This window comes from Chryseobacterium sp. T20 (assembly GCF_047345655.1).
Classification (GTDB): Bacteria; Bacteroidota; Bacteroidia; order Flavobacteriales; family Weeksellaceae; genus Chryseobacterium.
On record NZ_JBLFDU010000014.1, the window covers coordinates 26,938 to 48,039 of the forward strand.

Annotated in this window: 16 protein-coding genes and 1 pseudogene; 12 read left to right on the forward strand and 5 right to left on the reverse strand. The window is 36.7% G+C overall.

Features of this window, described 5'->3' with window-relative positions:
* Nucleotides 1-84 precede the first annotated feature (84 nt).
* Entirely contained in the window at nucleotides 85-1,422 is a 1,338-nt protein-coding gene (locus ACMA47_RS22300; protein WP_413931551.1) for a dihydroorotase, read from the forward strand.
* Between the two features lie 212 nt (nucleotides 1,423-1,634).
* On the opposite strand, the gene ACMA47_RS22305 is transcribed toward ACMA47_RS22300, so the two are convergent.
* The 3 genes from ACMA47_RS22305 to ACMA47_RS22315 form a co-directional block, all read right to left on the reverse strand.
* Nucleotides 1,635-3,932, reverse strand: coding sequence for a GH92 family glycosyl hydrolase (locus ACMA47_RS22305; protein ID WP_413931552.1), 2,298 nt, complete (start codon nucleotides 3,930-3,932; stop codon nucleotides 1,635-1,637).
* Nucleotides 3,933-4,009: 77 nt separating this feature from the next.
* Nucleotides 4,010-4,693 carry a response regulator transcription factor gene (locus ACMA47_RS22310; RefSeq protein WP_034695738.1) on the reverse strand — a complete coding sequence of 228 codons (684 nt, stop codon included), beginning with the start codon at nucleotides 4,691-4,693 and terminating at the stop codon, nucleotides 4,010-4,012.
* A gap of 12 nt (nucleotides 4,694-4,705) precedes the next feature.
* Nucleotides 4,706-5,959 (reverse strand): sensor histidine kinase, encoded by a 1,254-nt coding sequence (locus tag ACMA47_RS22315; RefSeq protein WP_413931553.1) that lies wholly within the window; start codon nucleotides 5,957-5,959, stop codon nucleotides 4,706-4,708.
* A gap of 159 nt (nucleotides 5,960-6,118) precedes the next feature.
* On the opposite strand from ACMA47_RS22315, the gene ACMA47_RS22320 reads away from it, so the two are divergent.
* From ACMA47_RS22320 to ACMA47_RS22360, 9 genes and pseudogenes are all read left to right on the forward strand, one after another.
* A complete protein-coding gene (locus ACMA47_RS22320) occupies nucleotides 6,119-6,529 on the forward strand; it encodes a DUF1573 domain-containing protein (protein WP_034695742.1) in 411 nt (136 codons plus the stop codon).
* Nucleotides 6,530-6,704: 175 nt separating this feature from the next.
* Nucleotides 6,705-7,586, forward strand: coding sequence for an SDR family oxidoreductase (locus tag ACMA47_RS22325; RefSeq protein ID WP_034695744.1), 882 nt, complete (start codon nucleotides 6,705-6,707; stop codon nucleotides 7,584-7,586).
* Between the two features lie 84 nt (nucleotides 7,587-7,670).
* A pseudogene (locus tag ACMA47_RS22330) lies at nucleotides 7,671-9,611 on the forward strand (M1 family metallopeptidase).
* Between the two features lie 342 nt (nucleotides 9,612-9,953).
* A complete protein-coding gene (locus ACMA47_RS22335) occupies nucleotides 9,954-10,841 on the forward strand; it encodes a DUF2589 domain-containing protein (RefSeq protein WP_202971506.1) in 888 nt (295 codons plus the stop codon).
* Nucleotides 10,842-10,856: 15 nt separating this feature from the next.
* A complete protein-coding gene (locus ACMA47_RS22340; protein WP_413931554.1) occupies nucleotides 10,857-11,552 on the forward strand; it encodes a hypothetical protein in 696 nt (231 codons plus the stop codon).
* Complete coding sequence (locus ACMA47_RS22345; RefSeq protein WP_413931555.1) at nucleotides 11,552-12,130, forward strand: hypothetical protein; 579 nt, start codon at nucleotides 11,552-11,554, stop codon at nucleotides 12,128-12,130. Before ACMA47_RS22340 ends, ACMA47_RS22345 begins: the two co-directional genes overlap by 1 nt.
* A gap of 11 nt (nucleotides 12,131-12,141) precedes the next feature.
* A complete protein-coding gene (locus ACMA47_RS22350; protein ID WP_413931556.1) occupies nucleotides 12,142-13,404 on the forward strand; it encodes a S8 family peptidase in 1,263 nt (420 codons plus the stop codon).
* Nucleotides 13,401-13,604: a hypothetical protein gene (locus ACMA47_RS22355; protein ID WP_413931557.1), complete on the forward strand. Its 204-nt coding sequence runs from the start codon at nucleotides 13,401-13,403 to the stop codon at nucleotides 13,602-13,604. The genes ACMA47_RS22350 and ACMA47_RS22355 overlap by 4 nt, the downstream gene beginning before the upstream one ends.
* A 66-nt stretch (nucleotides 13,605-13,670) precedes the next feature.
* Entirely contained in the window at nucleotides 13,671-14,498 is an 828-nt protein-coding gene (locus tag ACMA47_RS22360) for an endonuclease/exonuclease/phosphatase family protein (RefSeq protein WP_413931558.1), read from the forward strand.
* 4 nt (nucleotides 14,499-14,502) lie between these two features.
* Here ACMA47_RS22360 and ACMA47_RS22365 read toward each other — a convergent pair whose 3' ends face one another.
* Nucleotides 14,503-15,189 carry a response regulator transcription factor gene (locus ACMA47_RS22365; protein ID WP_413931559.1) on the reverse strand — a complete coding sequence of 229 codons (687 nt, stop codon included), beginning with the start codon at nucleotides 15,187-15,189 and terminating at the stop codon, nucleotides 14,503-14,505.
* Nucleotides 15,179-16,501, reverse strand: coding sequence for a sensor histidine kinase (locus tag ACMA47_RS22370; protein ID WP_413931560.1), 1,323 nt, complete (start codon nucleotides 16,499-16,501; stop codon nucleotides 15,179-15,181). The genes ACMA47_RS22365 and ACMA47_RS22370 overlap by 11 nt, the downstream gene beginning before the upstream one ends.
* Before the next feature lie 248 nt (nucleotides 16,502-16,749).
* On the opposite strand from ACMA47_RS22370, the gene ACMA47_RS22375 reads away from it, so the two are divergent.
* Nucleotides 16,750-19,119: an outer membrane beta-barrel protein gene (locus ACMA47_RS22375; RefSeq protein WP_413931561.1), complete on the forward strand. Its 2,370-nt coding sequence runs from the start codon at nucleotides 16,750-16,752 to the stop codon at nucleotides 19,117-19,119.
* Nucleotides 19,120-19,225: 106 nt separating this feature from the next.
* Nucleotides 19,226-21,091: a M1 family metallopeptidase gene (locus ACMA47_RS22380; protein WP_413931562.1), complete on the forward strand. Its 1,866-nt coding sequence runs from the start codon at nucleotides 19,226-19,228 to the stop codon at nucleotides 21,089-21,091.
* Nucleotides 21,092-21,102: the final 11 nt, after the last annotated feature.

A 21,102-nucleotide genomic window follows, 5' to 3' on the forward strand; every position in this document is an offset into this window, starting at 1 on the left:
AAATGTAAAACTTTAAGCATTCGTTTGGTTATTTTGAAGTTAATTAAAACTGAAAATCTTAATTTTGTGTAGAAATAAATTGAAATGAAAGTTCTTATAAAAAATGTAAATATCGTTAACGAAGGAAGAGTCTTTGAAAGTGATATCCTAATAGAAAATGATTTAATATCTAAAATAGCTGCCGGTATTTCTGAAGATGCAGATCAGGTTATTGATGGTTCAGGAAAGTATCTTCTTCCCGGAGTAATAGATGATCAGGTGCATTTCCGTGATCCGGGACTTACTCATAAAGGAGATATTGAAAGCGAATCAAGGTCTGCTATTGCTGGAGGAATAACGAGTTTTATCGATCAGCCGAATACTGTTCCCAATGCAGTTACCCAGGAATTATTAGCAGACAAGTATGAGATTGCTTCTCAAAAAGCATATGCTAACTATGGTTTTATGATGGGCGGAACGAATGATAATCTGGAAGAAGTTTTAAAAACAAATCCTAGAAATGTTCCGGGTATCAAATTATTCTTAGGATCATCCACAGGAAATATGCTGGTAGACAATCCTGAAACTCTGGAGAATATTTTCAGTAATACTAAAATGCTGATTGCTGTTCACTGTGAAGATGAAGCTACCATCAGAGCCAATACTCAGAAATATATGGATGAATACGGAGATGATATTCCTGTAAAATTCCACCATTTGATCAGAAGTGAAGAAGCATGTTATAAGTCTTCATCCAAAGCCATTGAGCTTGCGAAAAAAACGGGAGCGAGACTTCACGTTTTCCATCTTTCAACAGCAAAGGAAATGGAACTTTTCCGAAATGATATTCCTCTAAAAGATAAAAAGATCACTGCTGAGGTATGTGTTCATCACCTTACTTTTACCAACGATGATTACGAAACAAGAGGGAATCTTATCAAATGGAATCCAGCTGTAAAAACTCAAACGGATAAAGATGCGCTTTGGGAAGCTTTGCTGGATGACAGAATAGACGTGATTGCTACAGACCATGCGCCACATACTGCAGAAGAAAAAAATAATGTATATACAAAATGCCCTTCTGGAGCGCCTTTGGTACAACATTCACTGGTTGTGATGCTTGAAAACTATAAGAACGGTAAAATATCTCTTGAGAAAATTGTTGAAAAGATGTCACATAATCCGGCAATCCTTTTCAAAGTTGAAAAAAGAGGTTTTGTAAGAGAAGGCTATAAAGCGGATCTTGTTTTAGTAGATTTAAATCAAGACTGGACGGTTTCCAAAGACAATTTACTGTACAAATGTGGCTGGAGTCCACTGGAAGGAATGAATTTCCACTCTAAAGTTACCCATACTTTTGTTAATGGACATCTGGTGTATGATAATGGTACAATTGCTGAGGAAAAATTCGGAGAGAGATTGCTTTTTGAACCAAGGGATTAATAGGATATACTCAAAGAATATAGTTTCGAGTTAACTTGAAATTATTATGATAATTCAATAGGAGCGGGCTTTAGCCCGCTCTTTTTATTGTAATCTTCCATTGGCTTTAGCCAAAACTTATTCTTAGCTCTCGCAGATCAAGGAGATTATGCAGATTTTTTTAACCCAATCATCTGCTCAATCCGCATCATCTGCGAGAATATATTCATTATTTACTTCTTCGCCTTATTCCCCATATAAAAAGTAAGTTTCCCGCCATTCATAATTTCGGAATGCTTCAATGTAAAGTTTTTAATTTCTTTTCCATTCAAAAGAACCTTCTGAACATATACATTTTTCGGACTTTGATTAATGGCTTCTATTTCAAAAGTTTTTCCGTTTTCCAAATTCAATACAGCGTTATCAATCGCAGGGCTTCCGATAGCATAATCTTCCGAGCCGGGAGCTACAGGATAAAAACCTAATGAACTTAAAATATACCATGCACTCATTTGCCCGGCATCATCATTTCCTCCCAGCCCGTCCGGTGTTGCTTTGTACTGCATTTCCAGAATACGGCGGATTTGTGCCTGTGCTTTCCATGGCTGTCCGGCCCAGTTATAGAAATAAGCAACATGGTGAGCCGGTTCATTTCCGTGAACATATCCACCGATAATTCCTTCCCTTGTAATATCTTCAGTATCTGCAAAGAATTCATCAGGTAAATGCATGGTGAAAAGTTCGTCCAGTTTAGATGCAAATTTCTTCTTCCCACCCATCATCGTGATCAGTTCAGCTGGATTTTGTGGAACAAAGAAGCTGTAGTTCCATGAGTTTCCTTCAATAAAACCTTGCCCGTGGGTGCTTAATACATCAAAATCCTTTTTAAAGCTTCCATCAGCCAGACGCGGACGCATAAACCCGATGGTTTTGTCAAAATTATTTTTCCAGTTTTCAGAGCGTTTGATAAACTGATTGTAGATTTCTGTTTTGTTTAAATGCTTTGCCAGTTGAGCAATAGCCCAGTCATCATAGGCATATTCCAGGGTATTGGAAACTGAAGTTCCGTTTTTCTCGGCCGGAATATATCCAAGATCAATGTATTGTCCTATACCTTCGTAATTTCTTTTGTTTGCTGTTTCTATACATGCTTTCAAAGCTTCTTCAGGATCACCGTTATAATTTCCTTTAATAATAGCATCAGCCACTACACTTACACTGTGGTAGCCGCTCATACACCAGTTGTCATTGGCATAATGTGACCAGATCGGCAGCATTTTCATCGAAAACTGATTGTAATGAGCCATCATAGACTTTACCATATCACCATTTCGTTTAGGCTGGATGATATTAAAGAATGGATGTAGTGTACGATAAGTATCCCACAGAGAGAAGGTTGTGTAATTGGTAAAACCATCTGCTTTGTGAACATTCTGATCCAACCCTTTATATTCTCCATTAACGTCCATATAAGTTGTGGGGTTAATGAAGGTATGGTACATTGCTGTATAGAAATTCGTTTTTTCTGTGTCGGAGCCCTTTATAACAATTTTATTTAATTCCTTATTCCAGTTGTCCTGAGCTTGAGCTTTAGCCTGATCGAAGGTTATATTTCCGGCTTCTTTTTCAAGATTTTCCAAAGCATTGGTTTGGCTTACAGGAGAAATAGCCAATTTTACTTCAATGGCCTCATTTTCATTGGTATCAAAATCAAAGAACATTTTCAGATCCTTACCTGCAATCTCCGGGAAATTCTGATTTTGGTCGAATTTTCTCCAAAACCCTTTATAAACCTGCTTCTCATCATAATTTTTCTGACCGTAAGATTTAAAAGGTTTTGAAAACTTCATGGCGAAATAAACTGTTCTGGTTCTTGCCCAACCGTTGGTCTGTCGGTAACCTGTGATGGTATTTCCGTTTTCTACACGAACGTATGTCCATACATTTTTTCCATCATAATTGTAAATACCTGCCATGAGATCCAGAATAATATGAGACTGGTCCGATTTCGGGAAAGTATAGCGGTGAATTCCCACTCTTGGTGTTGCAGTCAGTTCTGCAAGGATATTGTGGTCATCCAGTTTTACTTTATAATATCCGGCTTCTGCTGTTTCGTTCTGGTGTGAAAATCTACTTCTGTACCCACTTTCCGGATTGGAAGCTGTTCCCGGATTCAACTGAAGTTTTCCTACAGTAGGCATCACCAGAAAATCTCCGAGATCAGAATGTCCTGTTCCGCTGAAATGGGTAGAACTGAAACCAACAATGGTTTTATCTTCATAACGGTAACCGGCACAGTATTTATAAACCTCGCCATTATACTTTCCGTTAAGTTCATATGAGATAGAGTCTGTTTCAGGGCTTAGCTGTACAGCACCAAAAGGAACAGTGGCTCCCGGATACGTATGTCCCATCTTTTCGGTTCCGATCAGAGGATTGACATATTGGATTAATTTTTCAAATTTTTGAGCCTTAAACTGTGTACTTACACATAAAAGAAATAGAAAAACAGTAGATCTGTGATTTTTCATTAATGATCAATTTTCAAAGTTTAAAATTAATTAAAATCATCATTTGCTGTTATGTTTTAGAGTAATATGGGGATTATTTATTCTTTTTCAGAAAATCGGAAACCTATTCCGTGGAGATTTTCTATTAAAACGTTCTGCTCTTCAGCCAGTACTTTTCGTAATCGGGAAATAAATACATCAAGACTTCGTCCCATAAAATAATCATCATCTCCCCAGATGGCCTTCAGAATTTCCTGTCTTTTGACCACCAGATTTTTGTGGCGGATAAAATACAAAAGAAGATCAGATTCTCTTTGGGTAAGAGTAATGCTGTTTTCTATCCCTTGAAGGGTATAGTTTTTAGGATCAAAATTATATTTACCCACCTTATATTTTAAAAGAGTAGTATCCGTTTTCTTAGTCCGTTTAAGGAAAACCTCAATTTTCAACATCAGTTCTTCAATACTGAAAGGCTTTACCAGATAATCATCAGCTCCTATTTTAAGCCCTTTGATTCTGTCTTCTTTTAAAGCTTTTGCAGAGATAAAAATAATCGGAACCTCAGCATTTTTACTGCGGATTCGCTGTGCCACCTCAAATCCGTTCATGCCGGGCATCATAATATCCAGCAGACAAATATCGAAATCCTGACTGTTAAATGCTTCCCATGCAGATTCACCATCAGAATAACAGCTGATATCATAATAACTTTCCAGGCTATCTTCCACCAGAAAAGCTATTGTTTTGTCATCTTCGGCATATAAAATTTTAGATTTCTCCATACTTACACATGATTAATTTGAAAACGGGAAGAAGAGCGTCGTGGTAATTCCTTTATCTTCATTATTTTCTACAGAAATTTTCCAGTGATGCTGTTGAACTACTTTTTTTACATAAAATAATCCCAGTCCGAAACCATTCACTTCTTCACTTCTTTTGGTGTGTACCCGATAAAATTTTTCAAAAATATGAGGAATATTTTTAGCGGGAATTCCCATTCCGTTGTCTTTAAACTTTAAATATAATCCTTTTGAATCTTTATGAGCTGAAATTTTAATAACAGGTTTAATTTCACAATACTTGATGGAGTTATCCAACAGGTTATAAATGATGTTGGTAAAGTGAAACTCATCTGCCATTACTGAAGTACTGTTTTCAATATTGATCTCAATGCTGAGGTCCTTGTTTTTATGCTGTACATTGTCTGCAATTTCCTGAATAAAAGGAAGAAGCAGAATTTTTTGAGGTTTTAATGATAGCCCGGCCGCATCGTTCTTCGCAATATTCAATATTTTTTCAATATGGCTATTGAGCTTGTGACTTTGATTGATAATAATGGAAGTATAGGTCTGCAGTTTGGAATTTTCCTGTACCATTTCCTGCTTGTTAAGTGCTTCTGAAGCTAAAAGTATCGAGGATAAAGGAGTCTTAAACTCGTGAGTCATATTATTGATAAAATCACGTTGGAGTTCTGAAAACTTCTTCTGCTGAATGATCGTATAAATAGAATATACATACACCAAAAGGATGATGATAAGGGCAAATGTAAGGAGATACCAGAATCGTAATGAACTGATCAGATAAGTGGTTTTATCCGGGAAGCGTATGGAAAAGTAATAGATCAGATTTTTATGCTTCGGAAAATTGATCACCTTATTGCTGGGACTTTCCTGATGAGAGGTCATGTATTTTCCATAGATCATTTTATCGCTGTGGCAATTGTATAATGCATACACATAATCTGTGTTGATCTGGAAACGGGTAAACTCTGTTTTCAGATAATATTCAAGAACTACGGGATGAAATTCATTGTTGATATTAACCACATAATAGTCATTGGCAATATTTTGAACAGGATTTTCAGTATAGGACGTCTTTCCTCCGGAGAGTTTTTCCGCAACTTCCATTAAGGCGATATTGACCTTCTGATTAAACTTTTTATCTTCAAGATTATAAGCCTGGCGGGTCCACATCAGCTGTGCTATTAAAATTCCGATAATAGCAACGAATCCCAGCGTTATAATAATATTGAGTCTTTTTATTTTCATTTCCTGAAACAATATTATCCAAAAATATCTATTTATCTTTTATTATTAACAACTCGTTAACAAATGTTAGACAGCGGTTAACAAGTTGTAATCACAGTCTGCTTTACATTTGCTATATCGAAAGAAAATAATCAGTTTCAAATATTAAAATTTATACTCATGAAAAAACTAAAAATTACAGCTCTTTTGGCAGTGTTGGCATTCTCTCCTTTTTATGCTAATGTACTTACTGCAGACGCTCCATCCATTGTGAAAATGGTAGCAGATGCTATTAAATGGAAATCAGAATCTATTGACGTAGGAAATATTCCTCAGGGTAAGCCGAAATTGATCAGATTTGAATTCACGAATACAAGCTCAAAGCCAATCATTATCCAGAATGTAGCTCCTTCTTGCGGATGTACCACTGCGGATTATACAAAAACACCTATTCAGCCAGGGAAGAAAGGATTTGTAGAAGCCAGCTATAACGCAGCAGCGGCAGGACCATTTATGAAGACTGTAAACGTTACTACCAGTGACAGCAAAACTCCTAAGACACTTTCTTTCAAAGGAGTGGTAGCTTCTTAATACATTGTTTTAACAAATGAAAAAATAGCCTGGTAATTGTTATCAGGCTATTTTCTTTTTAAATAGTTAATCTATTTTAAGAATAATATAAGGAACAATTATTTGTAGCATTATTTATCAACCCATTTTAAAGGATTGCATTTCAATATTTAGTATTTTTAAGAAAAAATATTTTATGAGTCTATATACACAACCTATGCTGCGCGAAGGTGCACTAAAAGATAAAGTAGCAATTGTAACAGGAGGTGGAAGCGGCCTTGGAAAAGCGATGACCAAATACTTTCTTGAATTGGGCGCCAAAGTAGTGATTACTTCCAGAAATCTGGAAAAATTACAGGGAACAGCTAAGGAACTGGAAGAGGAAACAGGAGGCAAAGTGCTTTGTGTAGCTTGTGATGTAAGAAACTGGGATGAGGTGGAAGCCATGAAAGAAGCAACTCTGAAAGAATTCGGAAAGATTGATATTTTATTGAATAATGCTGCCGGAAATTTTATTTCTCCCACAGAAAAACTGACTCACTCTGCTTTTGACTCTATCCTTGATATTGTTTTAAAAGGAACAAAAAACTGCACCCTTTCAGTAGGAAAACACTGGATAGATTCTAAAACTCCGGGAACTGTACTGAATATCGTAACAACATATGCATGGACAGGTTCTGCTTATGTAGTACCATCTGCCTGTGCAAAAGCAGGAGTTCTAGCAATGACCAGATCATTGGCTGTTGAATGGGCAAAATACGGAATCCGTTTCAATGCCATTGCGCCAGGACCTTTCCCAACCAAAGGAGCTTGGGACAGACTTCTTCCTGGAGATCTTCAGGAGAAATTTGATATGAAGAAAAAAGTTCCGTTGAGAAGAGTAGGAGAACATCAGGAGCTTGCCAACCTTGCGGCTTATCTGGTTTCCGATTATTCAGCGTATATGAATGGGGAAGTGGTAACCATTGATGGAGGAGAATGGCTTCAGGGGGCCGGAGAATTTAATATGCTTGAAGCAATTCCTAAAGAAATGTGGGATGCGTTAGAAGCGATGATTAAAGCAAAAAAATCGAATTAAATTAAACTTATATTAAAAAAGCTCCCGGATGTGTAACAAATCCGGGAGTTTTTTTTACCTATACACTAAATAATACTTTTTCTAATGAAATTTAAACTTCCAACCCTTGTTTCGACGCTTGCAGTGGTTCTGTTCTCAGGATCTGCCTATGCACAGCAAACTCCGAAATATGATTACGTAGAAGCATTTAAGCCGTTCTTTTATCCGCAGACAGGTACAGCAACCCGCTCTGCAAGTGGACAGCCGGGACATGCTTATTGGCAGAATTCAGCAGATTATCATCTGAATGTCAGCCTGAATGAAGATAAAAAAGAGATTACAGGTACAGCAGAAATTACCTATACCAACAATAGCCCTGACAAATTAGGTTTTCTGTGGTTGCAGCTGGATCAGAACCTGTTTGCAAAAGATTCCAGAGGAAATGGCGTAGTTCCGCTTTCAGGAAGCCGAAATGGAGCTCATGGTGAAGAGTTTAATGGTGGATATACCATTAAATCAGTTAAACTTGACGGTAAAAAAGAAGTAAAATATACCATTACTGATACGAGAATGTAGATTGATCTTCCAAAGGAATTAAAAGCCAATGGTGGAGTTGCAAAAATAGAAATTGAATATTCATTTATTTCTCCTGATTATGGGTCAGACAGAATGGGAATTCAGGAGACTAAAAACGGTAAAATATTTACCATCGCACAGTGGTATCCGAGAATGTGCGTATACGATGATGTTTTAGGATGGAATACACATCCTTATCTTGGAGCTTCGGAGTTTTATTTAGAATATGGAAATATTACAGCTAATATTACTGTACCTGCCAATCAGTATGTAGTGGCATCCGGAGAACTTCTGAATGAGAAAGAAGTGTACAGCAAAGAAGAAATCAGCAGATGGAACGAGGCGAGAAACAGTGATAAAACAGTAATGATCCGTCCAGAATCTGAAATCGGTAAAAATAAAGCATCTGGTACAAAAACCTGGAAATTCAAAATTACGCAGACAAGAGATTTTGCGTGGGCATCTTCTGCAGGATTTATTTTAGATGCTGCAAAAATCAATTTACCTAGTGGAAAAAAATCTTTGGCTATTTCAGCTTATCCCGCGGAGAGTGCCGGTGATAAAGCATGGGGTAGATCTACAGAATACACAAAAGCAGCTATAGAACATTATTCAAAAAAATGGTATGAATATACCTATCCAGCTGCCACCAATGTTGCAGGAAATGAAGGTGGAATGGAATATCCGGGAATTGTTTTCTGTCATATGGATTCCAAAGGAGAAGATCTTTGGGGTGTTACAGACCATGAGTTCGGACACAACTGGTTTCCTATGATCGTAGGATCTAATGAGAGATTATTTGCCTGGATGGACGAAGGATTTAATACATTCATTAACGGACTTTCAACTGAAGCTTTCAATAAAGGAGAATATTATCGTAAACCGAACCTGGCAAGATCAGGAACATATTTGTTAACTGATAATCTGGAGCCTGTAATGGTAGGACCTGATAATATGAAAGAAAGAAGTATCGGAGCTTTGGCTTATTATAAGCCGGGAACAGGATTGGAAGTTTTAAGAGAAACAATTCTGGGCCCTGAAAAATTTGATAAAGCATTCAGAACCTATATTGACCGTTGGGCATTCAAACATCCGACGCCATGGGATTTCTTCCATACGATGGAAAACGTTTCCGGAGAAGAGCTGAACTGGTTCTGGAGAGGATGGTTCTTTAATAAATGGAAAATTGATCAGTCAGTTAAGAATGTACAATATGTAAACGGAAACTTTAAAAACGGAGTTCAGATTACGGTTGAAAATATTGGTCAGCTGCCAATGCCTACAACCGTACAAATCAAATTCAAAGATGGAACTGCGCAGACAATGAAAATTCCTGTTGAAGTTTGGAAAAGAAATACTGAATGGACATTCAAGGTAGATTCCAGCAAGGAAATTGATGAGGTAAAACTGGATCCGAATTCTGTGGTTCCGGATGTAAATCTGGAAAATAACAGCAAAAAACCTGCATAGAAATGCTAGATTTAACGCAAAGGTTTACTATCTCATGTTGAATTTTTAAGGTGGCAAAGATGGAATCAATGAAATTGATTCTTTCTAAGCGTAAGCATATTCATACAGCTTCATCAGCAACTTGTTGCTTTCTCAGCTTCCTTAACAATAATAGCTAATATGATCTTTGCGTCTATAAAATAAATATTTACTACATGCATTACAAAAGCCTGAGCTTACCATCGTAAGTTCAGGCTTTTTATTTTTAGGGTGTTTTTCCGGGATAAGTAGAGGGGTTTCCCTACAATGTTTTGGTAGTCAGTGATATAATTTTGTCCCACAATATTAATCAAAACAAAAAACATGGAAACATTAAAATCGGTGCTTGAAGCAAGCCACGCCAAAAAAACAAAAAATGAGTTAATTGACCTTTTATCAGGAGTAGAAAAAGTTCTTACCCCGGCAGTCTATGAAAAAGTATCGGGAGTTGAAACTTCAGAACTGAGTTCATTGACGAATAAAGAATTATTAGCCATCGTAGACGAATTCAAAAAAAGCTATGATGAAAAGTGGGAAAAATCTTTCTCAGGTGCGTCTTCAGAAATCATGAAAATGATTGCAGGTAAAATAGCTGCTGATGAAGAAATTTTCAGAACTTCTGATGCTGCCAGCGCAGATTTTGCCGCAGAATTGGGAAGCATTGACTTTGCAACTATTATTGGCGGACCGTTAGATGCCTGTGTAAAAGCACAGTCTAATGCCTCTATTGCCACCGTTAATTTCATCAATGAAGTTGGGTTCGAACTTACAGATCCAGCCAATGCTGCCAGTCCTAAAAAACTGAGAATGGCAGAATTCAAGTACAAAAAGAATATTCCGAATCCGGATTTTAAAGAAGATGAGCCGGTAAGTGCTACCAATCCAAAAACGATTCCGAATGATGTAGAAATTTCAGTGCCTTTTATTGCGTTGCTGAATGTTCCGAGTTTCAGAATTGAAACCTGTGAAGTAGATTTTAATGTAAAACTTAATTCTACATACACAAAAGATGTAAGTGATGAATTCGGGATCAATGCCGGAGTATCTGGCGGATGGGGACCTGTAAAATTCAAAGTGGATGTATCCTATAAGAGAACTTCCAGTACAGGAATCAAAGTGGAAAAAGAATATTCTCTTGGGGTAAAAGTACGTGCCACCAATGATGAAATGCCTGCAGGACTTGAGAAAGTGCTTGGACTTCTTTCACAATAACAGATTTTACGAAAGATGATAAAACTATCAGACTACCTGGATTATCTCAACAACGAGATAATTCAGGCTCGTAAAAAAGCAGACGAAAATGCGGTTCTTATTGCCAAAGAGTACGCCCGTCATGAATACCTTAAATATTTTAAGGTTCCGCGTTATGCGCTGCCCAGTGTAAAGATGGATATTCCGATCAAAATCACAGATATAGATTCAGATTCTAAGTATAATTTTAGACTGAATCAGGATCAGTTTGTGACAGAAATAAATGAAAGAATTCGTCTGGCAAACAAAGAGAAAAAACTGAATATTCCAGAAATTAATAAAAGACAGATTCAAACTGAAGAGTTTAAAACCCTGTTCAGTAATTTGGAAAAAAATGATCAGAAATTCGGAAAACTTCCAGCCAATGAAGTTCTTAAACTGGATCTCAGAAAGAAAATGCAGATTCTTAATTCAGGAATATTTCGACCGCAGGAAGGAACAGAAGAAGAAACCGATGAACTGAAAGAAATTTTTTCAAAAGTTCTGTTGAATAAATATACGCTGGTGAATGCAAAACTGAACAGCATTTACATAGATCCTAACACCAGTGCAGCAGAAGATAAAGATAAACTATTCATCAACCTTCATGTGGAAATGGAGGAGGAAGGAATCAGGATTGTGTCCTATAAAGATAAAGACGGCAACGAGATAGAACAGATAACTTTTGAGTAATGCAGGAACTTATTCACTTTACGGTACAGAAAATCAAAGAATTGCTGGAACAGTTCAATGAAGTTCAGGCTTTATACCTGTCAAAATCATTTGACTTTGATGCCAGGTTTGATGCATTTCTCAACGAAGTTCTGGAGTATTTCCGTACCAAAGGAAACACCAGTCACGAATCTGAAGTGTTGAAAATTATGAATATGATTTCCACCGTTAAGAGAGGTTTTAATCCCATTAAAATGGAAAAAATAGTGAATGGGAGAAGGGAAATGCTTGGAGGATTCTCGTTCAACGGAATGGAAAGTATTTATGATATTCTCATGGAAATATATGCCAAGGAAAACAAAAAACTTGAGGACGCGGAAGAACTTATTTCAGGAATCATTGTTTCATTATATCAGAATGGTATTCTGGACGATGAAAAGCTGAAAGATATGAATTCTGTTCCGAAAATTGAACGTTTCTGGACTTCACTGGTTGAGCAGAATACAGCCATATCAGGAATTAATAAGAAACTCAGACTGACCATTATTCCGGAGGATATTTTTCTTATTCTGGAAAAGGTATTTCTGAAATTAATTTAAAAAAGATCATTATGGAAACCGGAAGATATATCGTTCTGTTGCAGAATCAGCAGAAAAATGCACTTAAAAAAATAGAGAAAGAACTGGAAGTGAATATCACCTCTTCAGAATTGCTGTCCAAAGAAAACCGTTCTTATGAAATCATTGATAAGGATAATGGTGTGTTTTACAAAAACCTGGGAGTTCTTGTGGTAGATAATATGGATGAAGATCAATTGAAAAGTGCCGTGAAAGATGAATCCAATTCTATTGTATACTACGAAAAAGAGAGAGAATTTTTTCCTGCAGATGAATTGCAATTGATTAGTGAGCTTAAGAAACAGTCAGCCGGACTCGCAGAAAAAATTTCAGAACTTGAAAAATATATCACCAGCAAACCTTTGCCTCAAAAATCATTTATTGAGATGGAATGGGGATTAAAAGCAATCGGACTGGAAAATGCAAACTATACAGGAAAAGGAATTGATGTCTGTATTCTCGATACCGGCCTTGAAACTTCCCATCCCGATTTTTCAGCTGAAGATATTGAAGGAAAGTCTTTCATAGATGGTGAAGACTGGAACAGAGATCCCAACGGACATGGTACACACTGCGCAGGAGTAGCTACAGGAAATACAAGAAGTGATACCGGAAAACGGTACGGAATTGCCAGAGACTGCAACCTGAAAATAGCAAAAGTGCTCGCAGACAATGGAAGAGGAACTACCAGCAGCGTGATTGATGCGATAGACTGGGCCATCTCGAAAAAATTCAGAATACTATCTCTTTCACTGGCATCTCCGGTGAGGCTAGATGATCAGCCTTCCGTTCTTTTTGAAACCATTGGGGAAAGAGCGCTGGAAAATAACTGTCTTATTATCGCAGCGGCTGGAAATGACAGCAACAGACCGCAGATTCCGCAACCGGTTTCAATGCCGGCCAATTCAAAATCAATTATGGCCGTAGGAGCTATTGATGCTCAGATGAAGATCGCAAGATTTTCAAACGCAGGTCTCAATCCGTCCACAGGAGGAAGTATCAATGTCTGTGCTCCCGGAGTAGATATTATCAGTTCGTATCCTAAAAATGCAAAAAATAAAAATAATTTGTACTACAGCATGAGCGGTACAAGTATGGCAGCACCGCATGTTTCCGGACTTGCCGCTTTGTATATGGAACAGTTTCCTGATAAATCAGCAAAAGAGATCTGGGAACTGATTGAAAACAAAGCAAGACCTATCGAAGGCATAAAATACAGAGATATTGGAAACGGTTTAATACAGATATACTTATGATCACTTACCTCGCAGTTTTAAAGAAAGATATAAATTTAAAAAAGCTTGAAGCTCTCCTCAAAAGCAAAGACATAAAGCTGGCTGCTCACTACAAAACCATTGGTGTTGTAAAGCTAGAAAGTAACATTTCCATTTTGGAGTCTGAATTCCAGGAGTATTTTATATCTATAGAAGAAGAAAAAGATAATTTAACAATATAATCACATCAATAAAGCTTTTCTGTCGCAGAGAAGTTTTATTTTTGTCTCTTAATGATAAAATAACATATGAATTTCAGATTTTCAATGGTGTTTCTGATGTTTTTTGCATTAGGATTCTCACAAGACCTTACCGTAATGAGTTTTAATATCAGACTGAATGTAGAGTCGGATAAAGATAATGCCTGGCCAAAAAGAAAACAGGACGTTGCGGATTTATTGACGTATTATCATCCTGATTATTTCGGAGTACAGGAAGCACTTCCGGAGCAGATGAAAGATATTAAAGCAGGTTTAAAAAACTATGATTATATCGGAGTAGGAAGAGATGATGGTAAAGAAAAAGGAGAATTTTCTGCCATCTTTTATGATACAACCAAACTGGAAATTGTAAAATCCGGGACGTTCTGGTTATCTGAAACTCCGGAAAAACCATCAAAAGGCTGGGATGCTGCGCTGAACAGAATCTGTACTTATGCCGTATTTAAAGATAAAAAATCGAAGAAAGAATTTCTGGCTATGAATCTTCATTTTGATCATATTGGAAATGTAGCCAGAGTAAAATCTTCCGAACTGATCCTGAAAAAAATCAAAGAACTGAATCCAAAGAATCTTCCGGTGACGCTGAGTGGAGATTTTAACCTGACAGATGATTCAGAACCGATTAAAATTCTTTCCCAAAATATGAAAGACACTTTCTATCACTCAGAAACCAAGCATTACGGCCCGGTAGGAACTTTCACAGGCTTCAATGTGAATGAAGTTCCAAAAGACAGAATCGATTATATTTTTACGCAAGGTTTTACAATAAGATCTCACAGACACATCAATGACAGAAGAGAAAATCTTTTGTATCCTTCAGACCATTTTCCGGTGATTGTGAATCTTTCCCTATAGAAAATCAATTGGTTGGAAAATCAATTTCAAATCCAATTCCTCTCAGGGATTGGATTTTTATTTTGGGATCACTGTTGAAATATTTACGAAGCCTGCTGATAAACACATCAAGACTTCTCCCGGTAAAATAATCATTGGTTTCCCAGAGGTTATCCAGAATGTTATCCCTTGTAATGATGGATCGGTTGTGCTTCAGAAGATACAGAAGAAGTTCCTGTTCTCTTATGGTCAGTCGGTTGTTTCCATTAGGATGCGACAACAGAAGTTTGGCGGTATCCAGTGAAAATTCTCCTATTTTTATTTGACTTTCAGTAATGGCGGGAAGTGTTCTCTTCAGAATATTTTTAATTCGTAAAACAAGTTCTTCAGGATCGCAGGGTTTCGCAATATAATCGTCAGCACCTATTTTCAATCCGGTCAATCGGTCAATTTTTTGATTTTTAGCCGTTAAAAATAACAATGGGAAATTACTTCTTTCTTTGATAATCATTTTCGCCAGTGAGAAACCATCGATATTGGGCATCATTACATCCAGGATTCCTATCTGAAAGGGAAAATCAGCCTGAACCAATGGTATAATATCTTCCGGATTCTGAAACCAACTGACTTCAAAATCTTCCAATTCAAGATACTGCTTAAGAATCATTCCGAAATCCGGATCATCTTCTGCCAGAAGGATTTTAGTTTTCATAAGGAATTGATATTTTAAAAGTACTGCCGGTATGAAGCTGGCTGGAAACTTCTATTTTTCCACTATAGTTTGTAATGATTTTTTTTACGAAATAGAGTCCCAGCCCAAGACCTTTACTATTGTGAATGTTATTATTCTGTATTCTGTAGAATTTTTCGAAAATATTGTTCAGCTCTTTTGTTTCCATGCCTTTACCGTTATCGGAAACTTCAAATTGTAATTGTTGAGAACTGTTTCGGACATCTATTTCAATAGCCGATGCTCCATATTTTACACTGTTTTCACAAAGGTTTTTAATGACCGTTTCCATTAGATTTTTATCAAAAGGAAGCTCTTGTGAAACTGTATTTTCAAGCTTAAAATCTGTATTTGGATAAGTAACCGAAAGATCCTGAATAAAAAAGTTCCAGTGTTCAGGTTGTATGGCGGTCATTTCATCAGGAATTTCATCTTTATGAAGCTGAAACATCAGGCTTTCAAGACGTGAAATCTGTCTGTCAATAAGAGGAAGCGTTTCAGGATTCCACTCTTTTTTTAATGCTTTCGAAGCTATTTTTAAAGTAGCGATAGGCGTTTTAAACTCATGTGAAATGTTATCCACAATGTTGTGGAGAACTTCCACCTGCTTCTGCTGCTGAATAAGATTTCTGATCGTGAAAATATAAAGCAGAAGAACGCCCGAAAGAAGAATAATACAGCAGATAATCAATAAGGTAAGCTCTTTGAAAACAATACTTTTTATATTTCTGATTTCAAAATCTGTCTGGGTTTTTACAAGAAAGGTATTCTTTTTTTCAATATGTCCTTTATCTGTGTCATTTCTTTTGGTGGTTGAGGTTTCCCAGCTTCCGTTACTGGCAATGCGTGGATTTTTTAGTTTATCCTGCGTTTCAAAAATAACAATAGGTTCGGTAATTACTTTTGAGCTGTCCGGTAGATGAACAATGGAAAGATACCGTATTCTTGCGGAGATTTCGTAACCGTCTTTTTGGTAGCGGCTGTCGATATAATGAATCAGTCTTTCTCTGGCAGATTTTCTGTTTTCTATGAAATAACGGAGAAAATCTTTTTTGTTGATCTCTTTATTATGGTACTGTATAATGATTTCCTGAAGAGAATCATCATTCCTTTCTTTAGCCTCCTGGATGTCTTCAAGATTGTCCGTGTAATTGGTAAGCCCATCATTCACAGATCTGTAGATATCCCTCTCTTTTACCTGGTAGGTTTTATACATAAAATAAACCTGGATTCCCAGTAAAAGCAGGAATAGAGCGGCAAAAACCGGGATGAGAATTTTACTCTTGGCTATCATTAAAACAAAGATAAAACTTTAGTCATTTTCCGGAAATGATTATTTTATTATTAACCTTCCATTAACCATAGTTTTGAACCTTCAAAAATAAAGCTTGATCCATTCGTCTGAATCTGGATGTTTTGATACCAGAAAAGACATTAACCCATCATTAACCTTCTGTTAACCGTGTTTTTTCCAGTCAATACAGAATTTTGTCCCCATAGAACAGAACAGTAGTTTTTGTTGGAGAGGATAAAAAAATAACCATGTATAAAATTCTTTTTCTTTTGTGTTTTCCCATTTTGATTCTTGCCCAGAAACAAAAAGCTGGAGGAACAGTGATGAATACCGAAAACGAAAAGCTCTCATCTGTAAAGGTGGAAGTGTACAATGCTCAGGATAAATTAATCAAAGAGTTAAAAACAGATGATAACGGAAAATTTGTGTTGGAAGATATTTCAGAGGAAAATATAAAGGTGGTCATTAAAAATCAGGGATATTCTTTATTTGAGAAAAAAGTGGATTTAAAAGAGCCTGAACCACTGAATATTGTTCTTAAAAAAGAATCTCAGGAAATAGAAGGAGTAGTTATGACGAAGCGTAAACCTTTAGTGAAAAGAAAGGTAGACCGTCTGGAATTTAATGTGGAAAACAGTAATATTTCCTCACTTAATGCCTGGGAAATTCTAAAAAATACACCCAGTGTCACGATCAACAATAGTGTACTGAGTGTAAAGGGAAGTACCGGAATTCTGGTGACGATTAATGATAAAAAAGTAATGCTGACAGGGGATGAGCTTAAAAATCTTCTGGAAAATACATCGGGAGATGAAGTGAAATCTGTGGAAGTGATTACCAATCCGCCTGCCAAATATGAAGCTTCAGGAAGCGCAGTACTGAATATCGTTCTGAAAAAAAATAAAATTGAAGGCTACCGCGGTATTCTTTCATCCAAATACGTGCAGACACAATATGCAAAAGGCGTATTTGGTCTCTCTCAATATTATAAAAAAGATAAACTTTCCTTAATGGGAAGCTATTATAAAGGGCTGGGAACGTACTACCGGGAAGGAACAGACTATGTAAACTATCCGGAAAGCCAAACCCGATGGGTAAGTACAATGAACAGGAAGGATAAAAACAATAACCAGAATACCCTGAATTTTAATGCGGAATATGAACTGGACAGCTTGACCAATCTAAGCCTCAACTACTCAGGGTATTTTTCTCCGAAATCCTTCGGAACTTATCATGTTCCTACATTGATCTATAACCAGCAGGATATAGTGGAATCTGATTATACGACGATCAATGATCACCGTTCCCGTTCCATCAATAACTCGGTAAGTTTTCAGATAGATCGCAAGCTCAATAAGAAAAGCAGTCTTTCATGGATCAATTATTTTACCGGAAATAATGTGGATAAATATCAAAATGTAATTACATACCTGAACTTTGCCGGACAGCCACCGAAAGAAGATAACTTCCTTACACAGAATAAAGCAGATGTTCAGCTGTATTCCACCCAATTCGATTATCAGTGGAAAGGAGATAAGCTGGAACTAGAATCCGGTGCAAAGTATAGTTTTGTAAAAACAAGCAGTCAACTTGATTTCTCCGATAATGAGAACGGAGTATTGCAATACCGGCCGGAAAAGAGCAGTATTTTTGATTATAAAGAACACAATTTTGCACTATATTCTTCATTAGCCTACAATATAGGGAAATGGAGCTTCAAAGGTGGACTTCGTGCGGAAATGACAAATCTTGAAGGTGTGGTTTCAGAACCTTATGAATTGAATAAAAGTAACTATTGGAAATTCTTTCCCACGTTTTATGCACAATATACCACAGAAAATAAACAGGAATTTGGATTCTCCTATGGGAAAAGAATCAGCAGACCTTCCTATTCATGGCTGAATCCCGCAAAATCTTATTATAATCTTTTTTCCTATTATCAGGGAGATCCAAAATTAAAAGCCACCATTACCCATAACCTTAATCTTACTTATTCCTGGAAAGACTGGAATCTGGATGTATACTACAGAAAAGAAATATATCCTTCGATGGAAATCTCCTATCAGGAACCAAGTACCAACAGTTTGATTTATTATTTTACCAATATTGAGAAAGGAGAAGCTTTCGGAATCAGTTTATACAAAAATTTCCAGGTTAAATCCTGGTGGAATATTATCCTTTCTGAAAACCTTGAGCACAACGAGAATTATTTCAAAGGAATTGATGGAATGTTGTATAAAAATAAAGTCTGGAACTGGGTTTCAAACATCTCAACAAGCTTTACACTGGATAAAAACAGCGACTGGAAAATGGAAATGGGACACCGCTACTATTCTCCCGGTATACAGGGAACCTTCAGAATATCTTCTTTATGGTCAGCCTATTTTGTAATGAATAGAAAATTCTTTAGTAAAAAACTGGAAGCCAGTCTTGTTTTTAGCGATATTTTCAGATCTACAGGGCAGAAGGTCAGCACAAAATATGCAAATCAGGATAATTATTTTCTTGATTATTCCGATACTCAGGGAGTGACATTTTCATTGAAATTCAACTTTGGAAATCAATCGGTTAAAAATGCAAAAACAATTAAGAAGACAACCGAACAGGATCGATTGTAGAATATTTTAATATAAAAGTTTATTACAGTGAAATATTATCGTGAAAGAATGATCGTCTGATGGCACATTTTCGCTATTTTTGATGCTTATCTTTAAAAAGATTGCTATGAAGAAAATTTTTTCCGGAATGCTGATCGCAGTTGCTTTACTGCAATTGTCAGCTCAGGAATTGTATATGCCGAGGAATATCAAAAAAGCGTACGAGAGAGGAACACGTGATATCTCCGGAGTGCCAGGAAAAAACTACTGGCAGAATAAAGGAGTGTATAATGTAGAGGTGAAAGTAGATGCTGCTACAAAAATAGTTTCCGGAAAAGAAACTATTGTTTATACCAACAACAGCCCGGATAACCTGAATGAACTGGCTATCCGATTTGTGAATAACCTTCACAAGCCACAGTCGCCAAGATCGGGATTTGTATCCAAAGATTTCCTTTCATCCGGACTGAAAATTAAGTCTTTTACTGTAAACAACGTAAAATATGAGATCAACAGTGATGACTGGAGTACTGTTGAAAAAGTAAAATTAAAATCAGCTTTAAAATCTAAATCAAAAGCTGAGGTTAAAATAGAGTGGGAATATCCATTGTCAGTTCAGAGTGGAAGAGAGGGGCAGATTGATCCTGAAACATTCTATGTGGCATACTCTTTTCCAAGAATTTCTGTATACGATGATTACAACGGATGGGATATGCTTCAGCATTCGGACAGACAGGAGTTTTATAATGATTTCAATGATTACAGTTTTGCCATCACCGCACCAAAAAATTATGTTGTTTGGGCAACCGGAGATTTTCTGAACCCGGAAGCTGTACTTCAACCGGAATATTTAAAAAGATATAAAGCATCCTTGAAAAGTGATAAGCTAATGCATATTGCCACTGAGCAGGAAATGAAGTCCGGAAAAGTAACAAAGCAGAACAAGTGGAATATCTGGAAATTTAAAGCCAGCCATATTACAGATTTCTGTTTTGCGATGAGTAATCATTATGTATGGGATGCAGCCAGTGTTCAGTTAAAAACAAAAAGAGCCAGCGTTCAGGCCGGATATAAAAACGGAGCGAAAGATTTTGAACATTACGTAGACTGGATGCGCTATAATCTGGATTGGTTTTCAAAAAACTGGCCGGGAGTAGAATACCCTTACAATGTAATGACAGCTATTCAGGGGTATGCAGATATGGAATATCCTATGATGATTAATGATACCAGTATTCCTGATGATCTTAATGATGCCAGACTTACAGCAGATCATGAAATTGCTCATACTTATTTTCCTTTCTATATGGGAATTAATGAAACAAGATATGCATTTATGGATGAAGGCTGGGCGACCACACTGGAATATCTTATAGGAATTGATGAAAACGGAGAGGCTGCTGCTAAGGAATTTTATAAAAACTTCCGTGTTAAAAAATGGATTAGTGATGCTTCCGCAGAACAGGATCAACCAGTGATTACGATGAGTACACAGGTGAGCGGTGCCGGATACGGAAACAACTCTTATGTGAAATCTTCTCTATCTTACCTTGCTCTGAAAGATTACCTGGGAGATGAACTTTTCAAAAAAGCATTGCACCATTATATGGACAACTGGAACGGGAAGCATCCGGTTCCATGGGATTATTTTAATTCTATGAATACAGGATCAGGAAAAAATCTGAACTGGTTCTTCCAGAATTGGTTTTATACCAATAATTATATTGACTTAAAAGTCACAGGAGCCTCTCAAAAGAATGATATGCTTACCATCAATGTTGCAAATGTAGGAGGTTTTGCCATTCCGTTTGATGCTATATTGTCTTATGATGATGGAACTACAGAGAAAATTCATTTTTCACCTTCAGTTTGGGAAAAAGATCAGAAACTGACTGATCTGGTGATTCCTATTAAAAAGAAAGTGAAATCTGTACAGTTGGACGGAGATATCTTTATGGACTATACTCCGGATGACAACCGTAAAAACTTATAAAGAAAAGCCTT